Genomic DNA, 22627 nt, shown 5'->3' on the forward strand with positions numbered 1-22627 from the left:
CAATGTAAGAATTTTAATAAGGACTTTCTTCGCAAAGACATTTCAGATCATTCCAAACTAGTATTCTTGTGAATTCTTTCGCGAGGGTGACTGGGCAAAATCGCGTTGTATAGCTCAAGTGATGCGGAATGCTTAAATGGTTCACCTTTCATGATTTCCTCTACTAGCTGACCATTTTGCATGACGAGGATGCGATCTGAAATAAAGCGTGTAGCCTGTAAGTCATGAGAAATGAAAATGTATGCAAGTTGCAAATCCTTTTGTAGTGTCTGCAGTAATTGAATGATTTGTTTTCGCAAAATCATATCTAAACTACTAATGGCTTCATCTAAAACAATTAATTTTGGATGTAAGGCAAGCGCTCTTGCAATGTTCACACGCTGTTGTTGTCCCCCACTAAGCTGGGAAGGATACTTTTCGGCAATAGATTTTTCTAACTCTACATGATTAAGTAATTCCTTTACCTTATAGTGTCTCTCGGCTGAGCTATAATGCTCGAAATTTAGGTACGGTTCCTCTAAAATTTGAAAAATAGTGTGCTTTGGATTTAATGAATGATAGCTATTTTGGAAGACTGCTTGTAAATCTCTCCGTATCATTTTTTTCTGTTGGCTAGTGGCATCATAAAGATTAACCCCTTGAAATAGAACCTCACCGGCTGTTGGCCTTTCCATTCCTAATATAATTCGGCCCAATGTGCTTTTTCCTGAGCCACTTTGTCCAACAATGCCTAAGCATTCCCCCTCCTGAAGTGAAAATGATACTTTCTGTAATACAGGAGCATCCTGTCTTCGCTTGAATATGAACGGTCTATGTGCATAGTTCTTCTCAATATTTCTCACTTCTAGTAGCTTCAATTTTTTCACCTCTAAAACATCATTCGGGATTGTAATAGTTTCTTTGTATAAGGATGCTGTGGTGCATCAAAAAAATCATAGACATTCGCTTGTTCAATTAGTTCCCCTTTATACATCACGGCTACATCATCAGCTAGTTCAGCAATAACGCCTAAATCATGCGTCACAAGAAGTATGGCTGCCTGTGTTTCCAGGCGAATCCGATCAAATAATGTCAATACCTGTTTTTGGTTGACTGTATCAAGAGCTGTCGTTGGCTCATCAGCTATGTATACCGAGGCTTGAATTGCGAGTGACAAAGCAATCATTACACGCTGTAGCATTCCCCCACTTAATTGGAATGGATAATAGTGTAAAAGTTTCTCGGGATTAGGTAAATTAACTTTTGACATGCTTTCCATAGCAATTTGTCTAATTTCATTTTTAGTTATAACAAAATGAGCCTTTAATGATTCACGAAAATGACTTTCAATGGTTTGCACACGGTCAAAGGCAGTCGAAGGATTTTGCATAATAATAGATAGATGTCTTCCACGATAAGCTCTCATTTGAGCAGCATTTATCTTCAATAAATCTTGTTGATGGTAGAATATGTGCCCTTTGATAATCTGCGCTCTAGACGGTAAGGCTTGCATGATAGCTTGGCAAAGCATGGTTTTCCCACTACCGCTTTCGCCAATAATCCCCAAAACGCGGCCTTGATAGGCTGTCAGATGAATGGCGTTTAAAATATTTTGTTCTCCAATTTTGACCGATAAGTCTTTCACTTCTAAAACTTTTTTCATAACTTCCCCTTTACTGGTCAGGCGTCTTTAAACTACTTGCCAAAACATTACATACTAGGACAACTAGAACGATAGTAAGCCCAGGATATAGCATTAATTCGGGATGTTGGCGGATATATTGCTTCCCTTCATTTACCATCATTCCCCACTCAGGAGTGGGAGCCTGCACGCCAAGCCCTATAAAGGAAAAGCCTGCAATCTCTAAAATAACCTTTCCCATATCTAATGCAACAATCGTTACAATAGGAGGCCAAACATGAGGGAGATAGTGACGAATAATTAATTTCACACCTGTAGTACCGCTTATTCTTGCCGCTAGAATAAAATCCTTTTCATTCATGCCGATAAATAAACTTCGAATTAGTCTTGAATAATAAATAAGCTGTGTCAAAATAAGTGCGATTAACACATTTTTTAAGCTTGGCCCTAATACACCTAAAAGCCCAAATGCTAGTACAAGTGTTGGAAAAGCTAATAAAATATCGCATATCCGAATAAATAGCGCATCTATTATACCTCTTTTTAAAGAGACCCATGCGCCCAACAGGATCGCTACTACAATAGCAACTATTTGTATGACGAGCGCCGCACCTAAAGAATACCGAATCCCTAAAAGCAATCGTGAGAAGACACATCTTCCTAAATGGTCTGTTCCTAATGGATAGTCCCATGAAGGTGCTAAAAATTTCTTAGAAATATCGACTGCTAAAGGGTCATGAGGCATCATGATTGGGGCAAACAGTCCTAGTAAACCAATGATGATTAGTATAGTGAGACTCATAAATCTTCTCATATGTATACGTTCTAAGTTCACTTTACTCTCTCCTATTCTTCATCATCAGATGAGGATCCAATAAACGATGCAATACATCTGTGCCTAGATTGGCGAGCACATAGATGACAGCGATCACCAACACATAGCATTGTACAACGGGGTAATCACGATTCGTTATGGATTCTATTAAATATCTACCGAGTCCAGGCCAACTAAATACTTGCTCTACAATGACAGCCCCACCTAGCAAATTTCCGAGTGTCATCCCTAACAAAGTTGATATCGGTATGGCAGCATTCCTCCCCACGTGTCGGATGAGAATGACCGATTTTTTTAAGCCTCTAAGCTGTGCATATTTTACATAGGGCTGCTCGTATTCTTCAATGATGGCAGAGCGGATAAACTGTGAGAACAATCCGATTGTAGGTAAAGCTAATGTGAAAGCTGGTAAAACTAAATGTGCTCCTGAACCTTTTCCATTCGTCGGAAAAATCCCAAGTTTTAAACTGAATAGATAAAGTAGGATAAACCCTAACCAAAATGTTGGAATGGAAACACTTAGGACTGTAAATAATCGAATGATTTTATCGATAAAGGAATGCTTATATAATGCGCTCACAACCCCTAACGGAATACTAAAGGTTAAAATAAGGATAAATGCTACTAAAGCTAATTCGATGGTAGCGGGTAGCTTAGCAAATAGCTCATCACCAACGGGTAATTTACTAACAAAAGATGTCCCAAAGTCTAGCTGTAAAACGCCTTTTACCCATAGCAGATATTGCATGATAAAAGGCTTATCTGTCCCTAATTCTTCTCGTAAAGCTTGTATAGCCTCTGGTGTTGGGGCTATTCTTGCAAGTCGAAGAATGACCTCTGCTGGTTCTACTGGTACGAAACGAATAAACACAAAGGTCAGAATAGATACGCCTACTAATACAAATGGAAGTGTGAGAATTCTTTTTACACAAAACATCCAAGTCGATTCGTACATGTCGTCACTTCCTATTTCATCCGATGATAAAAAGAGAGTTGTCCTGGTTCGACACACTCTCTCTTTCATACTTAGTTTTCTTTATCCATTTGTGCATATGGAATGTCATACTCAGAAGCACGTGGTGCAAAATCCTTCATATATGGTTGATAAATAACTTGATTCGTTTCATACGATATTGGATAGAACAATGCTTGTTTGTGGAACATTGTTAAAATATCCGTGTATAGCTGCACGCGTTCTTCTTCATCGGTCCCGACTAATAATTGATGTATGTTAGTATCGATTTCTTGAGTATTTGGTAAGCCTAATTTTGCTTCATAAACACCACTAGCATTTGGTGTAGCTGATTCATTTGCAAAGCTATGTGGATCAGTCGGCGGTCCATTAGTTCGCCAGAAGTTAATATCAACCTGATCATCCATTAATTTTTGCAGACCGACCATCACATCGGCGCCTTCAATATTTAACTGTACGCCTATTTTCGCTAGCTCGCCCTGCATTAACTCTGCCATAGGTTTTTGAATGGCATCAGTAGCAATATAGATTAAATCTAATGTAAGGGGTTGACCATTTTTTGAACGAATTTTTTCACCCTTCTGTAGCGTCCATCCAGCTTCATCTAGCAATTTCTGTGCTTTTTCAGGATTATATATAATGGGGGCTAAATCAATATTGGCATATGGAATTGCTTCCCAAAATAGCGTGTTAGCCACTTTTTCTGTACCATGTGTAATGCTTTCTACCATTTGTTCCTTATTGATAGCATATTGCATCGCTTGTCGAACCTTTAGCTCAGCTAACGGTCCAGATTGTGTATTGAACAGTAATGCTTTCGTAGACAATGGCTCAGATGTAGCTGTTTTATATTTGCCACTATCTCTTAAATACGTATAGTTATCTAAACTAATAACCCCTCGCCCATAAATGACATCTAATTCTTCATTTTCAAAGGCTAACGAAATGGATTCCGAATTTGGGATGATTTTAACCTTTATTTTATCTACGAGAGGCTTTTCTCCCCAATAATGTTCATTACGGCTAAATAAAGCATATTCGTCTTTTTTATAGTCGGTTAAAACCCATGGCCCTGTGCCAATAGCTGATTGAATGGAATCATTTGTCTTATCGCCGTCTGGGAAGCCATTATCCCCTAAAAAACGGAATGGTCTGACAAAGGCTAATTCGTTTAACACAGGGTAATACGGTTCGTCTAATTGCAAACGTATTGTTGATTCATCTACTTTGACGACCTCTTTTATATGGTTGACCATGCCCATCCAAGAATGCATGTCACGATTCGCTAATACCGCATCAAAATTGCGAATCACATTATCAGCATTAAAGGCAGTCCCATCCGAATAGTTAACATCCTTGCGTAAATGGAACGTATAAGCAGTTTTATCCTCTGAGATGACCCAGCTTTCTGCTAGCTTTGGCGTAATTGTCCCATCATCGTTATACGCCACTAAAGATTCATAAACCATTGCTTGAGCAGTCATCTGATTTGGTAAATATGTATGGGGGTTTAATGGGCCTACATCTAATGGCCAACCAATCGTAATCATTTTTTCATCTGTCTGTTCAGTTGATGCTGAGTTTCCTTTGTCTTTTTCCGTGCTTGTACAACCTGCAAGAAAACTGAAGGTCAAAACAAGCATGTAAGGCAGTAAATACTTCGTCCATCTCATTTTTTATCTCCTATCTCTATTCCCTGTTCATATCTACAAATTGAATAGAAAGAAGGCATAAAAAAACCTTATTCTACAAGAATAAGGACAGATAAACCTACAATACGTAAGCTACCATCCATCTCCCTATCTTTCGTAGATCATCAATGAATCTTCTTACAAGCAGGCATTCTGGCTTATGAATCATCATTTTGCTTCACCTTCCCAAGAAAAAACTCAGTGGTCATCGAAACAAAACTCCTCATTTACAGCTGCGGGACAGCATGGGATTTACACCCATTTTCCTTTTAATCGAACGAAAAATAATTTCATTCAAACTTGTAATGCAATATTTGAAATTAGTAATAAACATAACATGCTCAAATGTTCACGTCAATTTTATTTTCTGAATATAATAAACAGATACAAAAAGACCAGGCAGATAACCTGATCTTTGCTTAACTCCTTTTATCTCTCGTTATCTCGATATAGATTCTTTCACCTCCTGACGCAATAGTTTGGTAGCAGCCACCATATTAGCTAAAGCCGCTATTGTTTCTGGCTCTTTCCTTGTTTTTAAGCCACAGTCCGGATTAATCCAAAATTGATGTTTGTCTAAAACTTGTAAACTATCTCTCATGATGGCTAACATTTCTCCCTCACTCGGCACACGTGGACTATGAATATCGTATACACCTAATCCAATCCCTTTTGTATAAGGATGCACTTGAAGTGAAGAAATAAGCTCTCCATGGCTTCGTGATGTTTCAATAGAAATCACATCAGCATCTAGCGCACTAATGGGTTCTATGAAATCGTTAAATTCGCAGTAACACATATGTGTATGAATTTGTGTTGTATCTTTTACACTCGAGGTAGCAAGTTTGAAGGCATTGATTGCCCAGTCTAGGTAAGCCCCCCAATTTTCTTTACGAAGAGGTAGCCCTTCTCTTAGTGCTGGCTCATCCACTTGAATAATGGAGATACCTGCCGTTTCTAGTGCTTTCACTTCCTTACAAAGTGCTAAAGCAATTTGATAGGCCACATCTTTCCGAGAAATATCATCACGTACAAAGGACCAATTTAAAATGGTCACTGGCCCTGTCAGCATCCCTTTGACAAAGCGCTTCGTTAAGCTTTGGGCATACGCTGACTCTTTCACGGTAATGGATGAAGTCCATTCAACATCTCCATAAATAATCGGAGGCTTCACACAGCGAGAACCATACGAAACCACCCATGCTTTTTCAGTAAAGGCAAAGCCCGTCAGTTTTTCACCGAAATACTCGACCATGTCTGTCCGTTCAAATTCTCCATGAACCAGTACATCTATATCCATATCCTCCTGCAAGTGAATCCAGCGCTTTGTTTCCAGTTCAATAAATGCTTCATAGTCTGTATTCGATATTTGTTTCTTTCGCCAAGCATTCCGATTTCTCTTCACCTCATCAGATTGAGGAAAGCTACCGATTGTTGTTGTAGGGAATAGTGGTAAGGCTAACGCCTGCTGCTGTAATTTTTGACGTTGACTAAAATCACTATGTCGCTCAAAATCCTTTGTGGAGACGGATTGAACGGCTTGCTGGATCATCTTATTTTGACGAATCGGATGATTTTTTAGTGCTTCAATGGCTTTCATACTTTCTGAGAAATTATGACGTCGAGTTCCGTTTTGACTCTTTCTATATTTAGTTAGCTCAGTAATCTCTTCGATTTTTTCATCGGCAAACGCCAGTGCTTGTTTGAGAACAGGGTCCAACTTCTTTTCAAATGAAGTAGATATTGGTACATGTTGCAGGTTACTTGAAGGTTGAATCCACAATTCCTTAGCATCACTTAGTTTTTCAATTGCTTGAATCATGGCATTCGCTTCCGCTAGGTTTGAACGCCATATATCACGACCATTGACCACCCCAATGGCTAAAACTTTATCTGGAGGGAAACCATATTGTCGAAGTGACTCCATATTCCCTTTATAGCCATGTACAAAATCTAAGCCAAATCCTTGTACAGGCAGTGTAATTAATGTTTCATAGGAGCATAATGCTTCAAAGTATGTTTGTAGCATTAGTTTTGCTGCTGGAACTGTCATCATCAATTGAGCATAGATTTCTTGAACTAGCTTCAGTTCTGCTGAGTCAAGTGTCGTCACTAAAGAAGGCTCCTCTATTTGAATCCATTCGGCACCTGCATCTACTAATTCTTGAATAATCTGGGCATAGAGAGGTATTAAGGCTAATAAGTATTCGACCTGCGTTAATTTATTGTAGCCCTTAGTGAGCTTATAAAATGTATAGGGGCCAATAAGTGTCGGCTTCGCCATAATACCGAACGCTTCCTTTGCCTCTAAAAAGTCGGCTAATACCTTATTTTCTGTTAGCTGCAACGGTTGCCCTTCATACTCAGGAACAATGTAGTGATAGTTGGTATTAAACCATTTGGTCATTTCACTAGCTACTGCTGAATGATTTCCTCTCGCTACACTGTAGTAGGTATGTAAATCTACCCTTCCACCTTGCCAGTTAAAGCGCTTCGGTACTAAGCCGAACATTAAGGCAGTATCCAACATTCTATCGTACAATGTGAAATCTCCTACTGTCACCACATCTATGCCGAGTTGTAGCTGCTTTTCAATTCTTGATAAACGAATACTTTTTAGTGTAGCCTGAAAATCCTCTTCCGTTAGTTCTTGACGCCAAAATGCTTCTAATGCCTTCTTCCATTCGCGATCATCTCCGATATATGGGTAGCCAATGAGTGTACTAGTATAAGTCATCTTTCATCTCCCTTTCATCAAAAAAATTTACTTCTAGCTTGCTCTACAAATTTGGTTATCCACATGCTAGTTTTGTTGCCCTATATGAAAACCAGTGGGCTTCACTTTGCAATATTAGCATGATAAAAAGCCATTCTCCTTTTTGGAAAATGGCTGCATAGTAAAATTATTAATACAAAAACAATACGAAAAAAAAGAACTTCCGTATACATCATCTGTTTTCGCACAGTGCCTATTGGTCACTATTCACCACCTATTTCCACGTAGGTATTTGGTGTGTACTAGAAATTGGCAGGTCTCCTGGCTTCTCATCAACACGTCTCACAGCCTTCCCAGTTTCCCAGTGGCATTTGTGATTTGCTCCGAATTACAGTTGCGGGACAGCGTCGGATTTGCACCGACTTCCCTTTTAAGCCAAACTTTCATCTGGCACCATTTCTTACACTATATTCAGTTATACCCCTACTATACCATATATTTCAGAATAGTAGAAATTGTTTTTATATAAAAAAATTATCTATTTACTTTGTTTTTAATTGTCAACAACTTGACCCTTACCCTTAGTGATAATGGTTTAATGATGTTTGTTGGCTTTAAGACTACTATTTCTACTATTCGCTACCAAAAAAAATCAGATAACTAACAATGTAAAGCAGCAAAGAATTTTTCTAGACTTTTACACAATCAGGAATTCTTAGTAAAAGTTGTTTACAAACAACTTAAAAAATGATATACTTACAAAGTAAAAAATTCTTAAGGAGGTCGAATGAAATGTTCGTTATCGCTAAATTAATGTCATTGGTAGTTACAACTTCAGTAAAAATGAAAATCACACATTCGACCAGATCGGAATGGATCGCTTAAGTTTTTTGTAATTAAGTATACCCATACCGCAGGGAGAAGTGTGCCCCTGCGGTATTTTTGTGTCTTTTTTCACCGTAGAGGAGTCTCTCTGCGGTTTTTTTCATTCCTCATGGTAATTTAAGGAGGTGATAATAAATGATGTTAAACATTTTTGCTCTTACGATAACTATTACAAAACGTGAGATTTCTATTGAAAAAGCACTTCAACATGAAAATGCGAAAAAAATCTTTGAAGAGAACAGAAGAAAAGTAGAAAATTATATTCGTATTCGTCAATATTAATGTTGTAATTTCAAAAAACAGGAAAGGTGGGAATAGAAATGATTTATATGATCAAAAGACGATATGCAGTTTTATGGCTGGAGAAAGACACAACCACCAGATGAAGTAATATTTTATAATCCCTGTAAAGCTAACCCGTTCTAATCTAGGACGGGTTGCTTCAGGAGATATTTTGCACTTTTCAAGCGATTTTTTACACATACCACTTGTTGTAGTTTAAGAAAATGCGGCATTACAATGTTCGAAAAATTCTAATTCTACAAAGCGTAATTCCTCGATACTAAAATTGAATGTGGCAATTTAGCCTAATTCAATTATTCTACTCCATTAGCCATCCATGTAACAAAAAACAGCGCTTCTCAGCCAAATCCATGGATTAGGACAACCCCTTAATCCTTTAACTGATAGAAAACCTGTTTAATTTTGCCTCAGTGCCAAGTATGGCAGTATTAAGCTCATTTCCTCGGCTATCTTGTCCCCTTCTGAAATAGAGACTGCGTAAAAAATTCTTGCTGTTCACGCGAGCAATCACCTGACTGCGACTTCTCGGCAAATTGCAGCATTGCGCTAAGCAGCTAATCCAATCAGCAATTTCTTGATGTGGAAGTAATTCTTTGTCAATTATTGTATCCACGATATTGACCAACCGCTCATCATCCTCATCACTAAAAATATGTATTTCATTATGGAGCATGCTAGATATAGCGACAAGCACCTCACGTAGCATTGCAACGCCGCTCTCCTCACACTGCACCAGCTCAACAAAAACATCTGCACCGTGAGACGCGCTGTGAGCCCAGCCTCCTACTGAAAGGTAACCCCGCAGATCCTTCTCCTCCTTGTAATAACGGAGCATGTCTCGCATTAATTGCTCAATTTCTTCTTGAGTTAAAAATGGATTCTGTCTGTGGCGTTGTATAATCAAAGCGATAGGCAAGGCAGAAAACGTCCTTGTAAAAACTGACTGATCCTCCTCACTGCCAATTTTATAGAACAAATGGTTCTCATCCGTCAGAACAGTTAAGAGACTACGCAACTCCTCTTCACTGAACCTATTCTCTTCCTTAATCCACATATAAAACATCGGATAAATCAAGTTATCCCGCAATTCTGGCTGAGGATCACCGATATATTGAAGTAACAAAGGTAAGAAATCTTGATGCTGCTCACCTTCGCCTAACTGATACGCATTCTCCTCAATTCTTTGTAAATCCTCCATAAGTTTAAACCTTATGTCGCTCATTTTCCCATCTCCTTTAACATGAATATAATCTCTTCTATTACAATATCAGGCTCATCATGATGTATATAATGTCCACTACGACTAGCAATCCGGAACTTACTAGACGTTGACAGCCATTGGAATTCTGCTTGTAGACTTTGTTCAATTCCTAATATTTCTTGTGAGGGCCATCCACCTTCATTTTCATTAGTATCGGGTAAACCTCTTGTAATAATTGAGAGAGGGATATCACTTTGGTTTGAATAATCAACGATTTGCTTATAACTCTGTATTTTATCAATTTTCTCACTATTTAACATAGGGTTCTCGAAATATTCCCTATTTCCTGCAAGTAGATTTTCTGGTAGAACCTTTTCATAGGCAAGTTCTTTATATTCCGGTGCAGCGTCAACCAAAACCATACCACAGATGTCCAGCGGATAAAGACTGGTATACAATCTGGCGACCAATCCACCAAAGGAATGGCCTACTAATATATAAGGCTTCTCCACATCAAGCGCTTGTACCAATTCGGAGAGCTCCTCAACAAGATCACAGCAAGTTCGCGTAACAGCTACGTCTTGACTCCTGCCAATACCCGCCCTGTCATAGGACAAGGTTGACGTTTCTTCCGATATTCGATCTTGGACCTTTTTCCATGTTTCATGGCTATCGCCTAACCCGGCAATAAAGATTACGCTGGGTGTATTTTTACGATATTTATTGAACCGTATACGCCTATTATAGAAATTGATTATCTTTTTATGTCGTATCGTCATTTTAATCACCTAATTAAATTATAAGCTTTACATTATTATTTCTACAATATAAAAAAGGTCCGTTTATGCAACTAAGGGGTAATTTTCCAAAGCCCTTCATTGCCGTTAAGTGCTTAGAAAAAGTGGATAGTATTGTTTATAAAAATGGTTATTGGATTCGTTAAATATGTTAGCGCTTATATTCGGGCTGTTCTAAAATAATTGGATTTGGATTGCTAAGTACCCATTGCACTGCTAACTCGCATAGTCTCGCAGGCTCCTTATCTCCATCACCTTTGTAAAGTTCTTTCGCTAAAGTGATAGATTCCTGAAGTGCAGCGGGATGTAATGGTGTACCTAAGCTAATGTAATGGTTCAAACTTTTGAGCATTTTACGAAAATCATTATCCCAGTTGATGCCGCCATTATGTAAAATTTCGTATGAGACTTTACCAGTAATACGAATAACCTCTCCTTGTACAGTTTGGGCATGTCCTTGCCAAGGAATTAGTAAATCCCAAAGTTCATTATGTTGTGCCTGCCAGCCCTTTGTACATACTGTTATTTTAGACTTACCATCATGCGTTTTTCGCTTCTCTACAGGTGAAACATCAAATAGCTCATAAAGACGGGAAAGTGCCTCATCCGTTTCTTTCAAATATTCTTTATTAAAACCTTCTCTATGAAATTCAAAGTCTTTTCCAATTCGCATAATAGAATTTTTCATTTCCGGCGTTACAGCTATACCTGCGCTCAAAAAAATCTCAGAAACTTCCACTAGATCAACAATATTTATATTTCTGCATACTGCTAAAGCTTTGTCCAAAGGCGTCTCATTCAACATATTTACCGCTCTTATATTTGCTCCTTTAGAAACCAATGTGCGCACCGCATTTGGTTTAAAAAAAGCAGCCGCAGCAAATAAAGGTGTTTCATTTTGATAATCCAAGGCTTCTATATCTGCATTTAACTCAAGAAGCAATTCAATATTCCCCCGCCAATTTATTGCCTGATTATGTAAAGCTGTTCTTTTGTAATTGTCTCTCGCATTTATATTTGCTCCCTGTTCCGCCAGCCAGCGAACCAATTCATCCGGTACATCGAAAAAGCTTAAGGCTGTTGTTTTACTATAACCGCCATATGCATCTAGCTCGCATTTGGTAAATACCGCTTGTAATGCCGCAATATCACCTGCTTCAATTAGTTCACTAAAATTTTTCGGTAACGTTTTTCTCTTCCTCGCCATATGTATTTTCCTCCTCACATTAGATTTTTGAATACAATTCATCACGTCATTTACTCACTATATACCATTCTATATTTTACCATGTTTTAATTTCTTTTTTGGCATGGAGGAGGGATTGGTTGTGTCAACTATCCATAATACTAAAAAAGGCTGTTCAATCACTGAACGTTTTGAACAGCACTCTTCTTATTCACTATGCCATTTCAGTTTTACATCCTCCTCTAAACAACCGAGTTGATTGAAATGGTTGGCAATAATATTAAAATACATATTTTCATCTGTGTTTATATCGACTTTACGAAGCACATCATTAGCGATATATGCGGCATCCTTTCCTAATGCAAAGATTGTGTTGAAGGCACGCACACGTATATTTTGGTCTAAATCAAACATAGCAGATAACAGCTCATCAGCCGGTATAGGCTCACTAAAATGAGCATATGGATCTTCATAAGTAGCACAATAAATCCGCTCTCTTGCCTCCTCAAAAGTATCACCTAGTAATACTCCTCCAGCAAAAATCCCATTATCCGATTGCGAAATATTAGCCATATTAATCTCTACAAAATGCGTATCTTTTACAATATAATGTTTATCATCTAGGTTTAGTGCAATAACATAATCATCCCACGTAGCGACTCCTCCTGGTTCAATATAAACTGCAGGACGATACAAGTATTTTGCTGTCACATCTTTGAAGAAAATCGTACATTCAGCATAAGGGCTACCAAAACTAGATAAAACTCGTAAGGCATATCTACCTTCAAACTTTATTAGTTCGTCATACACGTAATAGCCTTCAAGATCACCCTCTATATGGGCATCATGAAAAACTAATTGGACCATTGACTCGACTGTAAACCCGTTACTCATATCTAATAAAAGCATAAAATTATTTCCTTGTTGCTCAGCATTCAAAATTTCTCCATCGTGCAATGATTGTGAAAAAACAGTTTTTGCAGACGAATGAAAGCTTTCCACAATTGCTTCACGCTCTTCATAAATAGCATTACTCTTAGTTATGAACTGCTCAATTGTCACATTGCACCACTCTTGAAACTCTTTCATTAAAGTATCATTTCCAAATAGAGTTCGTTCAATCATTCCGGTTTGAAACTTTTGTGGTAAGACATCTATATACGCAGTTAAATACTCGTATAAATGATCTTCAAATTCGCCATCGAACTCCTCTTCAAATGGATATGTTTGTGCTACGTTGAATACTTCCTGACGTTCACGTGTTAAGAAAAACATCATCCCACTCCTTTTAGCTGTAATGCCTGTTATTTAAAGTATATGAACGATAAAAAAATGTAGTTTTAAAGTGTCTAATATACAGGTTTCTATGCTGAGTACACACTCAGCATACTCTTGAAAAGTACTTATAGTAGACCTGTTTATGTATTGCATAAATAGCTGTTTAAAGAATATTTCATTGAATTCAAAATTTGGTTTTGGAAATTTATCTAAAATGAATATGTAGTGAATTTAGTACTATTTCTTAAAACATTATTTATTTTTGCCACAAGCCATCACGGCAGCTATTGAAATAATCACGCCCATACCCATTAAAAAAATAACATCTCCTCATTTCAAAAAAACAGCCCACCAAACCAAATAATACCAAATTTTCAGCCATTTAAAAGCTCGTAGTTGTATGTAATTTTATTTCTATACCCAGCTCTATATTTAAGAAAGTTTCTACACAAGTACTTCTTTAAGCATAAGACCCATTTTAATTATTTTCTCCATATAGTTTGATAAGGGTTATATAACACTGTAGCGAATAGCTAATTACTTTTATAATCATCTATAAAGCTAACCCGTTCTAATTTAGGACAGGTTGCTTCAGGAGATATTTTGCACTTTTCAAGCGATTTTTTACACATACAACTTGATGTAGTTAATGCGGCATTACAATGTTAGGGAAATTCTAATTCTATAAACGTCATTCCTCGATTTATCTTTTCATGTTGCATCGTAGACGACCGTGTAGAGACAGGGGAAATGCCAATCCAACCCTCTACCCTATTGTCTTCTTCTGCAACAAAACGCAATGTTGCATGTTGTCTTTCATCCCTTACCTGTTCACTTGGCACAATTATTTTAAAGGTTGCCAACCCTGTTTCGATTCCTTCTTTATCAATCTGTAATTCCTCTTTCAATCCTTCTTTTCCATTTTACGAATAATGAGTGTGTCCATCCTAATTCCCTCCTTATTATTTTAAAAGGACTGCTAGCTTTCGCTAACAGTCGGAATCATTAACAACATGAATTTGATGGACCGGCAAGATTTATTCCACATACACCGGTTTCAGGTAACTCCAATTCCACACGTTTTGAAGCTTCTTCATCATCTGATAAAAAAGCTGTTATGGAACGAACTTGTTCGTAGCCTGTTGCCATTAAAAAAGTTGGTGCACGTCCATAGCTTTTAGCTCCGACTATATAGAAGTCCTTTTCTGGTTGGCGTAGAATTTCTTCTCCATGTGCTCTTACTGTGCCACAACTATGCACATTTGGATCAATTAATGGTGCTAAGGAATGCGCACTTTCAGTTGCTGAATCAATGGAAAGCCGTAATTCACTGTTAATTGAAAGGTCTGGTCTACTTCCTGCATTGACAATAAGCTCTTCAAATCCTGTTAATACTTTTTGTTCTCCGTTCATTGCACCAACAATATGGATGTTCTCAACTTTCTTCACCTGTGAGATATAGAAAGGTGTTATTACTTCAATCTTACCTGTATCCACTAATTCATGAATGCGAATACCAAGTGTGCCACGGGCTGCTAATGCATCTTTTTCTTCGCCACCATAGGCTTCTTCTACAGACTTTTTACGCATAATCCACACTAGCATGGTTGCAGGATTCTCTGTTTGTAATTCCGCAAGCGCCAATAATGTATTAATAGCTGAATGACCACCTCCAATAACTGCAATCTTCTTATTGGCATATCTCTTAGTATTCGTAGCAATGTCTGGGATACCATATTCAATGTGATTGGCTAATGCCTTTTCACTTTGTAGCCATATACCTGTAGAATTTGCTGGGTTGGGATTTCCCCATGTACCCGTTGCATCAATAACTGCTCTCGCCTCAATCATACGGATGTCATTCTCTTGTTCAATATAAATAGTAAAGGGCTGTTCAACTCGATTTTTTGTCTTCATCTTATCATTCAACTGTCGTGAAATCCCTACTACTTTTGCGTTCAACTGAATGTTCGGCTTCATTTGTACTAGCTCAGAAAAAGGCTTTAAATAAAGATCAATTAATTCATGTCCTGTCGGTAACGTATCTAAATTAGGTGCTACCCATCCGGAGTCATCTAATAAAGCTTTAGCTGCTTTATTAATATTATATCGCCATGGTGAAAATAGTGTAACCTGCCCCCAGGTACGAATATTGTGTGCTATTTCACGCCCAGCCTCAAGTAAAATAAATGCTTGCTTTTGTTCCACTAAATGAGCAGCTGCAGCTAATCCAATAGGACCTGCGCCAATTATGACAATCGGTAAATTCTTGTTGGATTTATTAACACTCTTCTGTACTTCAATATCCTTTGTAGTAGTACAACAAGAGCCATTTTGGTTGATTATATTTAGTGTTTTCATTATTACCTTCTCCTCTTTTTCTTTATATAAGCATTCTCTTATATATAATATATTTTTTACGTCTAGCAGTTAGCTAGACGTTTAAACTTTGCATGTGTAATTAACACATTTCACATATCGTTTATCAATTTCTTTTACAGCACTTTTAAATTGCAACCATGTCGAAGCGCCGTAACAATCCAAGGCTTCTTCAAAAAAATCAAAAGCGAACTCTTTGGCCTGACTCAATGTGTGCTCTCTACTATTCATAATAACTATTAAATAAGCGATAAAATAGTCTAGAGTTCATACGCTAGCATGAATCACTGTCATTTTTAATCCTCCATTCAATTACAGCTCATCAGCTACAAATTGCTCAATGCGTTTGCCGATTGCATCACGTACATTTTGGAATACAGTCCATTTCTCTTCATCTGTTCCTGTCGCTTTCGCTGGATCTTCAAATCCCCAATGCTCACGACGTACGTGCGGTGGAGTCATTGGGCATTTATCAGCGGCATCACCGCATAACGTAACAACTAATGTGGCATTGTTTAATGTCTCAAAATCAATTAAATCTGATGTGTGATCCGAAATATCAACCCCTACCTCTGCCATCGCTTTAATGGCCTTCGGATTTACGCCATGTGCTTCGATCCCAGCACTTTCTACAGTCCAATTAGTAGGGAGTAATTTTTTTGCCCATCCTTCAGCCATTTGACTTCGGCATGAGTTCCCCGTACATAAGAAATAAAGTGTATTTGTCATAAAAATTGCTCCTTACAATTCAACGGTTTTAAAGTATTTTTTCTGCCAACGTAAGGCAACCCATACAAGTCCGATGAGAACAGGTACTTCTACAAGTGGACCAATAACAGCAGCAAATGCCACGCCACTGTGAAGGCCAAACACGCCAACTGCCACGGCGATCGCTAGCTCGAAGTTGTTACTTGCAGCTGTAAAAGAAAGAGCTGCTGTGACAGGATAAGAAGCACCTGCTTTACGAGAAGAGAAGAATGACACAGCAAACATCACCACAAAGTAAATAAATAATGGAATAGCAATTCGCACTACATCAAGTGGCAGTTCTACTAATTGCTCACCCTTTAAAGCAAACATCATCATAATCGTAAATAACAGTGCAATTAAAGTAAGTGGTGAAATCTTTGGCAAGAACTTTTCTTCATACCACTGTTTCCCTTTTGTTTTAATCCCTATCCATCGTGTGAGGAACCCTGCAGCAAACGGGATACCTAAGTAAATAAGTACACTCTTAGTAATCTCCCACATAGAAATGGATACATGGAAATTCTCTAAACCAAACCAACCAGGCAATACATTTAAGAAAAAATAAGCAAAAATAGAATATGTCACGATTTGAAAGATGGAGTTAAAAGCAACGAGTCCAGCGACGTATTCCCGGTCTCCACGGGCTAAATCGTTCCATACAATGACCATTGCTATACAGCGAGCTAAGCCAATCATAATGAGTCCAGCCATATATTCAGGATAATCATGCAGGAAGATGATGGCTAAAAAGAACATTAAGAACGGTCCGAGTAACCAGTTTTGAAAAAGGGATAGCAAAAGCACCTTCCAATCCTTAAACACGCGCCACATTTCTTCATATTTTACTTTCGCTAATGGTGGATACATCATAACAATTAACCCTATTGCAATCGGTATGGACGTTGTACCAATAGACATGGCCTCTAATGCTTCGCCGATATTGGGCATGGTGATACTTAATACGACACCGATACCCATTGCAACGAATATCCAAAGGGTAAGGTAACGATCTAGAAAAGAAAGCTGTTTGGTTAAAGATTCATTACGCATGATCAGTCCCTCCTATATGGCAACAATCTGTGCCACAGTTGCACCCGTTTAAAGGTTGAATTTGTTCTAAAATCCCCTTCATCAATGGCGTTTGATCCTCTACTAAACGGTAATGTTTCCAAGTCCCTACTTTTCGTTCCGTAATAATGCCTGCCTCCTTTAATTTTCGTAGATGCTGACTAACGGCTGGTTGTGATATTCCTAACACCTCCACAAAATCACATACACATACCTCCCCATTTTTCATGCATGCAAGTAATTTAATGCGATTCAAATCTGCTGCTGCTTTTAATTGTTTTTCAATTAGTGTATTTTCCATGTATCTGCACTCCTTATATAACTATTTACTTATATATTATTTTAAATAAAATCACCTAACCAATTCAGGTGAATAAATTTTTATATAACTATACACTTATATTATGTACACTGATTGGAAATTGCAATAAAAATTTTTATAGATATTAAAAATTATTGTGTTGTAAACAAAACAAAGCACCGCTTCTTAGTTACTGTGCTTTGTTTTGTTTAACCATTATTCCATTACTGTCTGACCAAAGTACATATTCATCCTGAAACGAAACCTATAGATACCTGTTTTTTTGGTGCGAATACACAAGGCTATTCCATTTTTTCGGAGTTATTTCTAATGGAAAATCTTCTATAAGTAAGAAGGTTAAGCATCCACCGTCAGAACTCTTTTATTAAAATATGAACTAAGTAAATATTAATATTCGAATTTTAGTTAATAATTTTCTTTTTCCTAACCGTTTTTTCAAACCATCCAAATGCAACTTCTGCCTCAATATATTCATTGTCTGGTGCAACTAAAAAAATGACAAATGATTCACCCGATGGGAAAATATATTTTCCATCTTCATCACTAACTAAAGTACTTTGCGGGGGTACTATTCGCTTAAACGCATTGATTCCATTCTTAGGTAGTCCATTAACAAGTTCAGCAAATTTGATGTTCACCTCCGGCTTTGGAAGTGGAGAAATGGCTGTGTTTGAAGGTGTCACATTTTTCGAAACCATTGGATTTCCAGGTGGAATTGCGTTAAACCAGATTTCAGCTACAAAAGGTTGATTTGAGTGATTCGTTATGGTAAACGCATTGACAAATAGATCTACATTTGAATGATGGGGGTTACTTAAACTACCCCAAGCATTTTTTCCTTGTCCGAAACAAATCGCTTCAGTTTGTCCTACAAAATATCTCCCCTGTAATGATTGATATAATGGATTAGGTATATTAACAGCCTTAATCATTCGATCATGATTCATCATAAGAACAACACTCCTTTCTACAATTTATGTAAATTAATATAAAATGTGCAGATAAAGATTTTTCTGAAACAAAAATGTTGAACAGACGAATAATTAGCTTCATTATATTTTTTCATGAAAAAATATAACTCTAGAATTAAATATCTATTTAAAATTATTCATGAATACAAAAATGAATAGTGAACTTTGTATGTAAACACACCCCTCACTTCCAACTTATGAATAAGTTATGGAGAGGAGTTGATAAAAAATTGAGTGAGAATAAAACTAGAAAAAATGCTACTAATAATGAAATAGATCAATTTTATAAAGCTGTAGATGATTTCAATGAGGCAGCGAGTGCTTTTTTCCGTATACCCATTTTTTTTAGCCACCAAAACCTATTTACTCTGGGACCATCGCAACCACCATTATCACAAGAGCAGCGATTCATTATTCGCATGTTTAATGAAATAAAAGAGGTGCTTCTTTTCCCTAGAACACTACCAAATACAGACCAGTATCCTAACACCACTTTAGAAAATGTCCGTAGAATTGTAAACTCTAGTTACGGAACTATAGCTGCCCTTTTAAAACCAACACGTCGTACGGATCAATTAGAGCCCTATTCACCTTTCATGCAAATAGAACCTTCCATGTCTTTTCAACACGGGCTCCCTTTGCTTCTTGTGAAACAAAGTACTATTAAAGCTGGGGGGATTTGGGGTGATGCGGGACCCCTTGCACCCTTCACTCCATTAATTTGGTTTTCTGAAACAACGACAGTAGATGAATTTTTTGAAAGTGTAGCATGGAAAGAAGCACTGCAGAATTGGGCAGGGCAAGTTAGAAGTGGCTATTTTATTCAGACTAATCCGGAATTTAAATATACATGCGATGACTAAAACTGGGTTTCCTATAAATTAATTGGACGTATAAACAAGAAGGATCACTTGTCGCGCAATGTGGTCTTTCTTATCTATAGTATATGTAGTTCATTTGTGAACCATTTGAAAGTGTTTTTACTACATTAAAATATCCATACATAAGGTGATTGTTCATGTCTAATACTCTTTACTACATATTATAAATAGAAAGGGGATAAGTTCTTGTATGGATAATTGTCGGTATAATAGTAGATTGTCAACATTTAGAGCATGCGATAACTCCGGACCATTTATGGCTACAGAAACCAACTGTATAAACCCTTCTTCTCCTACTGATAACACTATAATTGCATTCTCAACTGGAAATTCAACATCACATATTCAAGCTCTAGTTGGACTTGCAAGTAGTATAGGGTTCGGTACTGCAAATACCGTTTCGATTATAAATAATGTCATTAACTTAAATGGAAACACGAGTGAAGCCTTCACAGTTCCTAGTGATGGTAACATTACAGCTATCTCAGCGTCATTTTCTCCATTAGGATCATTACCTTTAGTAGAAGGATCTGTTACAATCCGAGCTCAAATTTTTCATGCACCCGTTGGAAGTAATATGTTCACTGGTACAAGTGCCTTTGTTGATTTAACTCCCCCTATAACATTACCAGTAGTAACCTTCGGACAAATTGCTTTCGCATCAAGTAATATTTCACCCTTATCTATATCAGTTGGAGATTGTTTATTAATGGTATTTTATATCTCATCAATAATGGTAAACTTCCCAGTTAATTTAATTGGTACTGCAAGTGCAGGTATTCATATAGTAACTAAAAAATAATTCAACTTCACCTACTGTTATTTAGGATAATGAAGGTGATTGAGTTCTATTTATTCCTTCAATCATTGTATGTATAAAATATTTATAATCCATAATGAACCACTCAGGAGATTGCAAAGAAATACGGGGTTTCACATCGAACCATTATTCGCTATTGAATGGAACTGAGTGAGAGCTGAGGGATGGCTAAACTGGCCCCAGCAAAACTACACCACAGTTAGTAGTAACTACTAAACTGTGGTGTAGTGTTAATTTGGTGTTCACTTTACTTTTATCATTTTAAAATCTATCCTAATTTTCTATTTCACTTTAACCCCTGTGGAAACCTAAATACATTCAAGGGATCATACTTACTTTTTACTCGATTCAACCTCTGTGCATTGCCTCCGAAATACTCTTTCTCAAAATTTTTAAGATGACTAATGGGAAAGTTCACATAGGAACCTTTTGTCATCTTTTTAATAATTTCAAAGCGTTCACGAACCCATTCCTGATTTCCCTTAGCATACCTATCGTCTATCCATACAGACTGAATGCCCATGATATATTTAGCATCTCTATAGTAAAAGGCCGTTTCATTTTTATCTATGTTATTGATTGCTCCCCCTAGTGCATAAAAGGATATAGCTGCATAAACTGAACCATTGGGAGGGCTTTCCACAAGTCTTCCAATATTTTCGAGCTCATCGGATGTATAGCTCCTTTGAACAAACCTACCCGTTGATTTAAATTTTTCAAACGGTGGATAAGTTGCCTCTACCCTTTTCACTGCTTCTAGAAAGGATAATTCTTCTAAGTTCATTCGAAAACCCTCTATTTTTGCAAAAGGTTGTAAAATTTTCTTTGCCAATCTTGAAGAACCGTAAAAAAATCCTGTTGCAAAAATACCTAACCCTTCTTCCTCCGTGTTATAAAAGCTTGCAACCAAAGTCATTCGTTTATCCAATTCAGGTAACCAGTTTTGCCAAATATCCATAACTTCTAGTTGCTTAGCCTTTGTAGTATTTACATAAAAGAATCTAATTAATGTGACAGGGCCTTTTATTGGTTTTGGTAACTGAAAAGTCATGCTTACAACCACCCCAAAATTACCTCCACCAGCACCACGACAAGCCCAGAAAAGATCAGAGTTGCAATTTTTATTTGCCTTTATGATTCTTCCCTCAAAATCTACCAATTCAAGTTCAATCAAACTGTCACACCCTAGACCATAAAGTCGACTGGAGAATCCCCAACCTCCACCCAGTGTAAAGCCAGAAACTCCAACGGTCGGGCAAGTTCCCCCTGGAAAAACATATCCATTTGAACCTATAAAATCATATACGTCTGAATTTTTTGCTCCTGCTTCGATTGTTAATACATCTTCCTTCTTCTCCAAACTCATTGCATTTAAGCGACTTATATCAATTACCAATACAAAATCACCAGAGGAATATCCCTCATAATGATGTCCACCCGACCTAATGCGAATTCCGATGCAATGTCTACGTGCCCAAAGAACGGCGTTAACAACATCCTGCTTTATTTCACAATATACAATTACCAGCGGGAATTTCTGATTAGCTCGATTCCATTCTTGTCGTGCTTCATCATAATTAGGATTTTTTATCGTTATCACTTCACCTGTTAATCCTTTTAAAAGCTTAAAATCTTGTTCCATTTCAGTCACCTCTACTAATACAATAATAGTTTTTTATTATCGTATTCTTTGGCTTCAAAAGGGTGTAGGTATTAGGGACGTATGATTGAAGTTCTCAGGGGTATCAATCACTTCAAAAGTTGTGCTCGAAAACAAGTAGATTTTTATACTATTAATAATTTGTTTGTAATTAGGATAAATTCTAACCTTACCTACAATAAAACTAGAAATTTACCTATTAACTTAATAACTTTAAAGTATCAGATAAAAAGAATATTAAATATGAATCCTACATATATTGATTTTAATATTGCTTGAAAACAGGAGTC

General features: G+C 37.2%; 20 protein-coding genes and 2 riboswitches. Of the genes, 3 read left to right on the forward strand and 17 right to left on the reverse strand.

What is annotated here, in order from left to right:
- Positions 1 to 47: 47 nt before the first annotated feature.
- From A2J09_RS07755 to metE, 6 genes are all read right to left on the reverse strand, one after another.
- Positions 48 to 866: an ABC transporter ATP-binding protein gene (locus tag A2J09_RS07755; RefSeq protein WP_012294586.1), complete on the reverse strand. Its 819-nt coding sequence runs from the start codon at positions 864 to 866 to the stop codon at positions 48 to 50.
- 2 nt (positions 867 to 868) lie between these two features.
- Positions 869 to 1642, reverse strand: a complete 774-nt coding sequence (locus A2J09_RS07760) for an ABC transporter ATP-binding protein (protein ID WP_012294587.1) — start codon at positions 1640 to 1642, stop codon at positions 869 to 871.
- A 10-nt stretch (positions 1643 to 1652) separates the two neighbouring features.
- Positions 1653 to 2456, reverse strand: coding sequence for an ABC transporter permease subunit (locus tag A2J09_RS07765; protein WP_230586010.1), 804 nt, complete (start codon positions 2454 to 2456; stop codon positions 1653 to 1655).
- Position 2457: 1 nt separating this feature from the next.
- Complete coding sequence (gene nikB, locus A2J09_RS07770; RefSeq protein ID WP_036161745.1) at positions 2458 to 3411, reverse strand: nickel ABC transporter permease; 954 nt, start codon at positions 3409 to 3411, stop codon at positions 2458 to 2460.
- 71 nt (positions 3412 to 3482) lie between these two features.
- Entirely contained in the window at positions 3483 to 5102 is a 1620-nt protein-coding gene (gene nikA / locus A2J09_RS07775) for a nickel ABC transporter substrate-binding protein (protein WP_036161748.1), read from the reverse strand.
- A gap of 143 nt (positions 5103 to 5245) precedes the next feature.
- Positions 5246 to 5439, reverse strand: a riboswitch (cobalamin riboswitch).
- A gap of 120 nt (positions 5440 to 5559) precedes the next feature.
- Positions 5560 to 7857, reverse strand: a complete 2298-nt coding sequence (gene metE, locus A2J09_RS07780) for a 5-methyltetrahydropteroyltriglutamate--homocysteine S-methyltransferase (RefSeq protein WP_036161751.1) — start codon at positions 7855 to 7857, stop codon at positions 5560 to 5562.
- A gap of 272 nt (positions 7858 to 8129) precedes the next feature.
- A riboswitch (cobalamin riboswitch) is annotated at positions 8130 to 8309 on the reverse strand.
- Between the two features lie 547 nt (positions 8310 to 8856).
- On the opposite strand from metE, the gene A2J09_RS22895 reads away from it, so the two are divergent.
- Positions 8857 to 9003, forward strand: coding sequence for a YrzI family small protein (locus tag A2J09_RS22895; protein WP_080695201.1), 147 nt, complete (start codon positions 8857 to 8859; stop codon positions 9001 to 9003).
- 397 nt (positions 9004 to 9400) lie between these two features.
- On the opposite strand, the gene A2J09_RS07785 is transcribed toward A2J09_RS22895, so the two are convergent.
- The 10 genes from A2J09_RS07785 to A2J09_RS07830 form a co-directional block, all read right to left on the reverse strand.
- Positions 9401 to 10246, reverse strand: coding sequence for a DUF2785 domain-containing protein (locus A2J09_RS07785; RefSeq protein WP_012294594.1), 846 nt, complete (start codon positions 10244 to 10246; stop codon positions 9401 to 9403).
- A complete protein-coding gene (locus A2J09_RS07790) occupies positions 10243 to 11004 on the reverse strand; it encodes an alpha/beta fold hydrolase (protein ID WP_012294595.1) in 762 nt (253 codons plus the stop codon). Before A2J09_RS07790 ends, A2J09_RS07785 begins: the two co-directional genes overlap by 4 nt.
- A 169-nt stretch (positions 11005 to 11173) precedes the next feature.
- Entirely contained in the window at positions 11174 to 12229 is a 1056-nt protein-coding gene (locus A2J09_RS07795; RefSeq protein WP_012294596.1) for an ankyrin repeat domain-containing protein, read from the reverse strand.
- 186 nt (positions 12230 to 12415) lie between these two features.
- Positions 12416 to 13483, reverse strand: coding sequence for a DUF4085 family protein (locus A2J09_RS07800; protein WP_036161754.1), 1068 nt, complete (start codon positions 13481 to 13483; stop codon positions 12416 to 12418).
- A gap of 668 nt (positions 13484 to 14151) precedes the next feature.
- Positions 14152 to 14394 carry a GNAT family N-acetyltransferase gene (locus tag A2J09_RS07805; RefSeq protein ID WP_012294599.1) on the reverse strand — a complete coding sequence of 81 codons (243 nt, stop codon included), beginning with the start codon at positions 14392 to 14394 and terminating at the stop codon, positions 14152 to 14154.
- 97 nt (positions 14395 to 14491) lie between these two features.
- Complete coding sequence (locus A2J09_RS07810; RefSeq protein ID WP_012294600.1) at positions 14492 to 15847, reverse strand: NAD(P)-binding domain-containing protein; 1356 nt, start codon at positions 15845 to 15847, stop codon at positions 14492 to 14494.
- A 330-nt stretch (positions 15848 to 16177) separates the two neighbouring features.
- Positions 16178 to 16594 carry an arsenate reductase (thioredoxin) gene (gene arsC / locus A2J09_RS07815; RefSeq protein WP_036161757.1) on the reverse strand — a complete coding sequence of 139 codons (417 nt, stop codon included), beginning with the start codon at positions 16592 to 16594 and terminating at the stop codon, positions 16178 to 16180.
- Positions 16595 to 16606: 12 nt separating this feature from the next.
- Positions 16607 to 17665, reverse strand: a complete 1059-nt coding sequence (arsB, locus tag A2J09_RS07820) for an ACR3 family arsenite efflux transporter (protein WP_036161760.1) — start codon at positions 17663 to 17665, stop codon at positions 16607 to 16609.
- The gene (locus A2J09_RS07825; RefSeq protein ID WP_012294603.1) at positions 17658 to 17984 is read right to left on the reverse strand and encodes an ArsR/SmtB family transcription factor; all 327 of its coding nucleotides are present in this window, start codon (positions 17982 to 17984) and stop codon (positions 17658 to 17660) included. Before A2J09_RS07825 ends, arsB begins: the two co-directional genes overlap by 8 nt.
- A gap of 422 nt (positions 17985 to 18406) precedes the next feature.
- Positions 18407 to 18955, reverse strand: a complete 549-nt coding sequence (locus A2J09_RS07830; protein ID WP_012294604.1) for a DUF6143 family protein — start codon at positions 18953 to 18955, stop codon at positions 18407 to 18409.
- Positions 18956 to 19206: 251 nt separating this feature from the next.
- Here A2J09_RS07830 and A2J09_RS07835 point away from each other — a divergent pair, with 251 nt between their 5' ends.
- On the forward strand, positions 19207 to 19839 hold the full coding sequence (locus tag A2J09_RS07835) for a hypothetical protein (RefSeq protein ID WP_004229970.1): 633 nt from the start codon (positions 19207 to 19209) through the stop codon (positions 19837 to 19839).
- A gap of 208 nt (positions 19840 to 20047) precedes the next feature.
- A complete protein-coding gene (locus A2J09_RS07840; protein WP_012294606.1) occupies positions 20048 to 20659 on the forward strand; it encodes a hypothetical protein in 612 nt (203 codons plus the stop codon).
- Positions 20660 to 20963: 304 nt separating this feature from the next.
- On the opposite strand, the gene A2J09_RS07845 is transcribed toward A2J09_RS07840, so the two are convergent.
- Positions 20964 to 22319, reverse strand: coding sequence for an FAD-binding oxidoreductase (locus tag A2J09_RS07845; RefSeq protein WP_036161765.1), 1356 nt, complete (start codon positions 22317 to 22319; stop codon positions 20964 to 20966).
- Positions 22320 to 22627: the final 308 nt, after the last annotated feature.

It is taken from the genome of Lysinibacillus sphaericus (assembly GCF_001629735.1).
In the GTDB taxonomy this organism is placed as follows: Bacteria; Bacillota; Bacilli; order Bacillales_A; family Planococcaceae; genus Lysinibacillus; species Lysinibacillus pinottii.

Excerpts from the sequence above, each read along its gene's own strand:
- A2J09_RS07845 (WP_036161765.1), bottom strand. The coding sequence starts at position 22,319 with ATGGAACAAGATTTTAAGCTTTTAAAAGGATTAACAGGTGAAGTGATA.
- A2J09_RS22895 (WP_080695201.1), top strand. The coding sequence starts at position 8,857 with ATGATGTTAAACATTTTTGCTCTTACGATAACTATTACAAAACGTGAG.
- A2J09_RS07810 (WP_012294600.1), bottom strand. The coding sequence starts at position 15,847 with ATGAAAACACTAAATATAATCAACCAAAATGGCTCTTGTTGTACTACT.
- A2J09_RS07825 (WP_012294603.1), bottom strand. The coding sequence starts at position 17,984 with ATGGAAAATACACTAATTGAAAAACAATTAAAAGCAGCAGCAGATTTG.
- nikA (WP_036161748.1), bottom strand. The coding sequence starts at position 5,102 with ATGAGATGGACGAAGTATTTACTGCCTTACATGCTTGTTTTGACCTTC.
- A2J09_RS07840 (WP_012294606.1), top strand. The coding sequence starts at position 20,048 with ATGGATAATTGTCGGTATAATAGTAGATTGTCAACATTTAGAGCATGC.
- A2J09_RS07800 (WP_036161754.1), bottom strand. The coding sequence starts at position 13,483 with ATGTTTTTCTTAACACGTGAACGTCAGGAAGTATTCAACGTAGCACAA.
- nikB (WP_036161745.1), bottom strand. The coding sequence starts at position 3,411 with ATGTACGAATCGACTTGGATGTTTTGTGTAAAAAGAATTCTCACACTT.
- A2J09_RS07830 (WP_012294604.1), bottom strand. The coding sequence starts at position 18,955 with ATGATGAATCATGATCGAATGATTAAGGCTGTTAATATACCTAATCCA.
- A2J09_RS07790 (WP_012294595.1), bottom strand. The coding sequence starts at position 11,004 with ATGACGATACGACATAAAAAGATAATCAATTTCTATAATAGGCGTATA.
- arsC (WP_036161757.1), bottom strand. The coding sequence starts at position 16,594 with ATGACAAATACACTTTATTTCTTATGTACGGGGAACTCATGCCGAAGT.
- metE (WP_036161751.1), bottom strand. The coding sequence starts at position 7,857 with ATGACTTATACTAGTACACTCATTGGCTACCCATATATCGGAGATGAT.
- A2J09_RS07795 (WP_012294596.1), bottom strand. The coding sequence starts at position 12,229 with ATGGCGAGGAAGAGAAAAACGTTACCGAAAAATTTTAGTGAACTAATT.
- A2J09_RS07785 (WP_012294594.1), bottom strand. The coding sequence starts at position 10,246 with ATGAGCGACATAAGGTTTAAACTTATGGAGGATTTACAAAGAATTGAG.
- arsB (WP_036161760.1), bottom strand. The coding sequence starts at position 17,665 with ATGCGTAATGAATCTTTAACCAAACAGCTTTCTTTTCTAGATCGTTAC.
- A2J09_RS07760 (WP_012294587.1), bottom strand. The coding sequence starts at position 1,642 with ATGAAAAAAGTTTTAGAAGTGAAAGACTTATCGGTCAAAATTGGAGAA.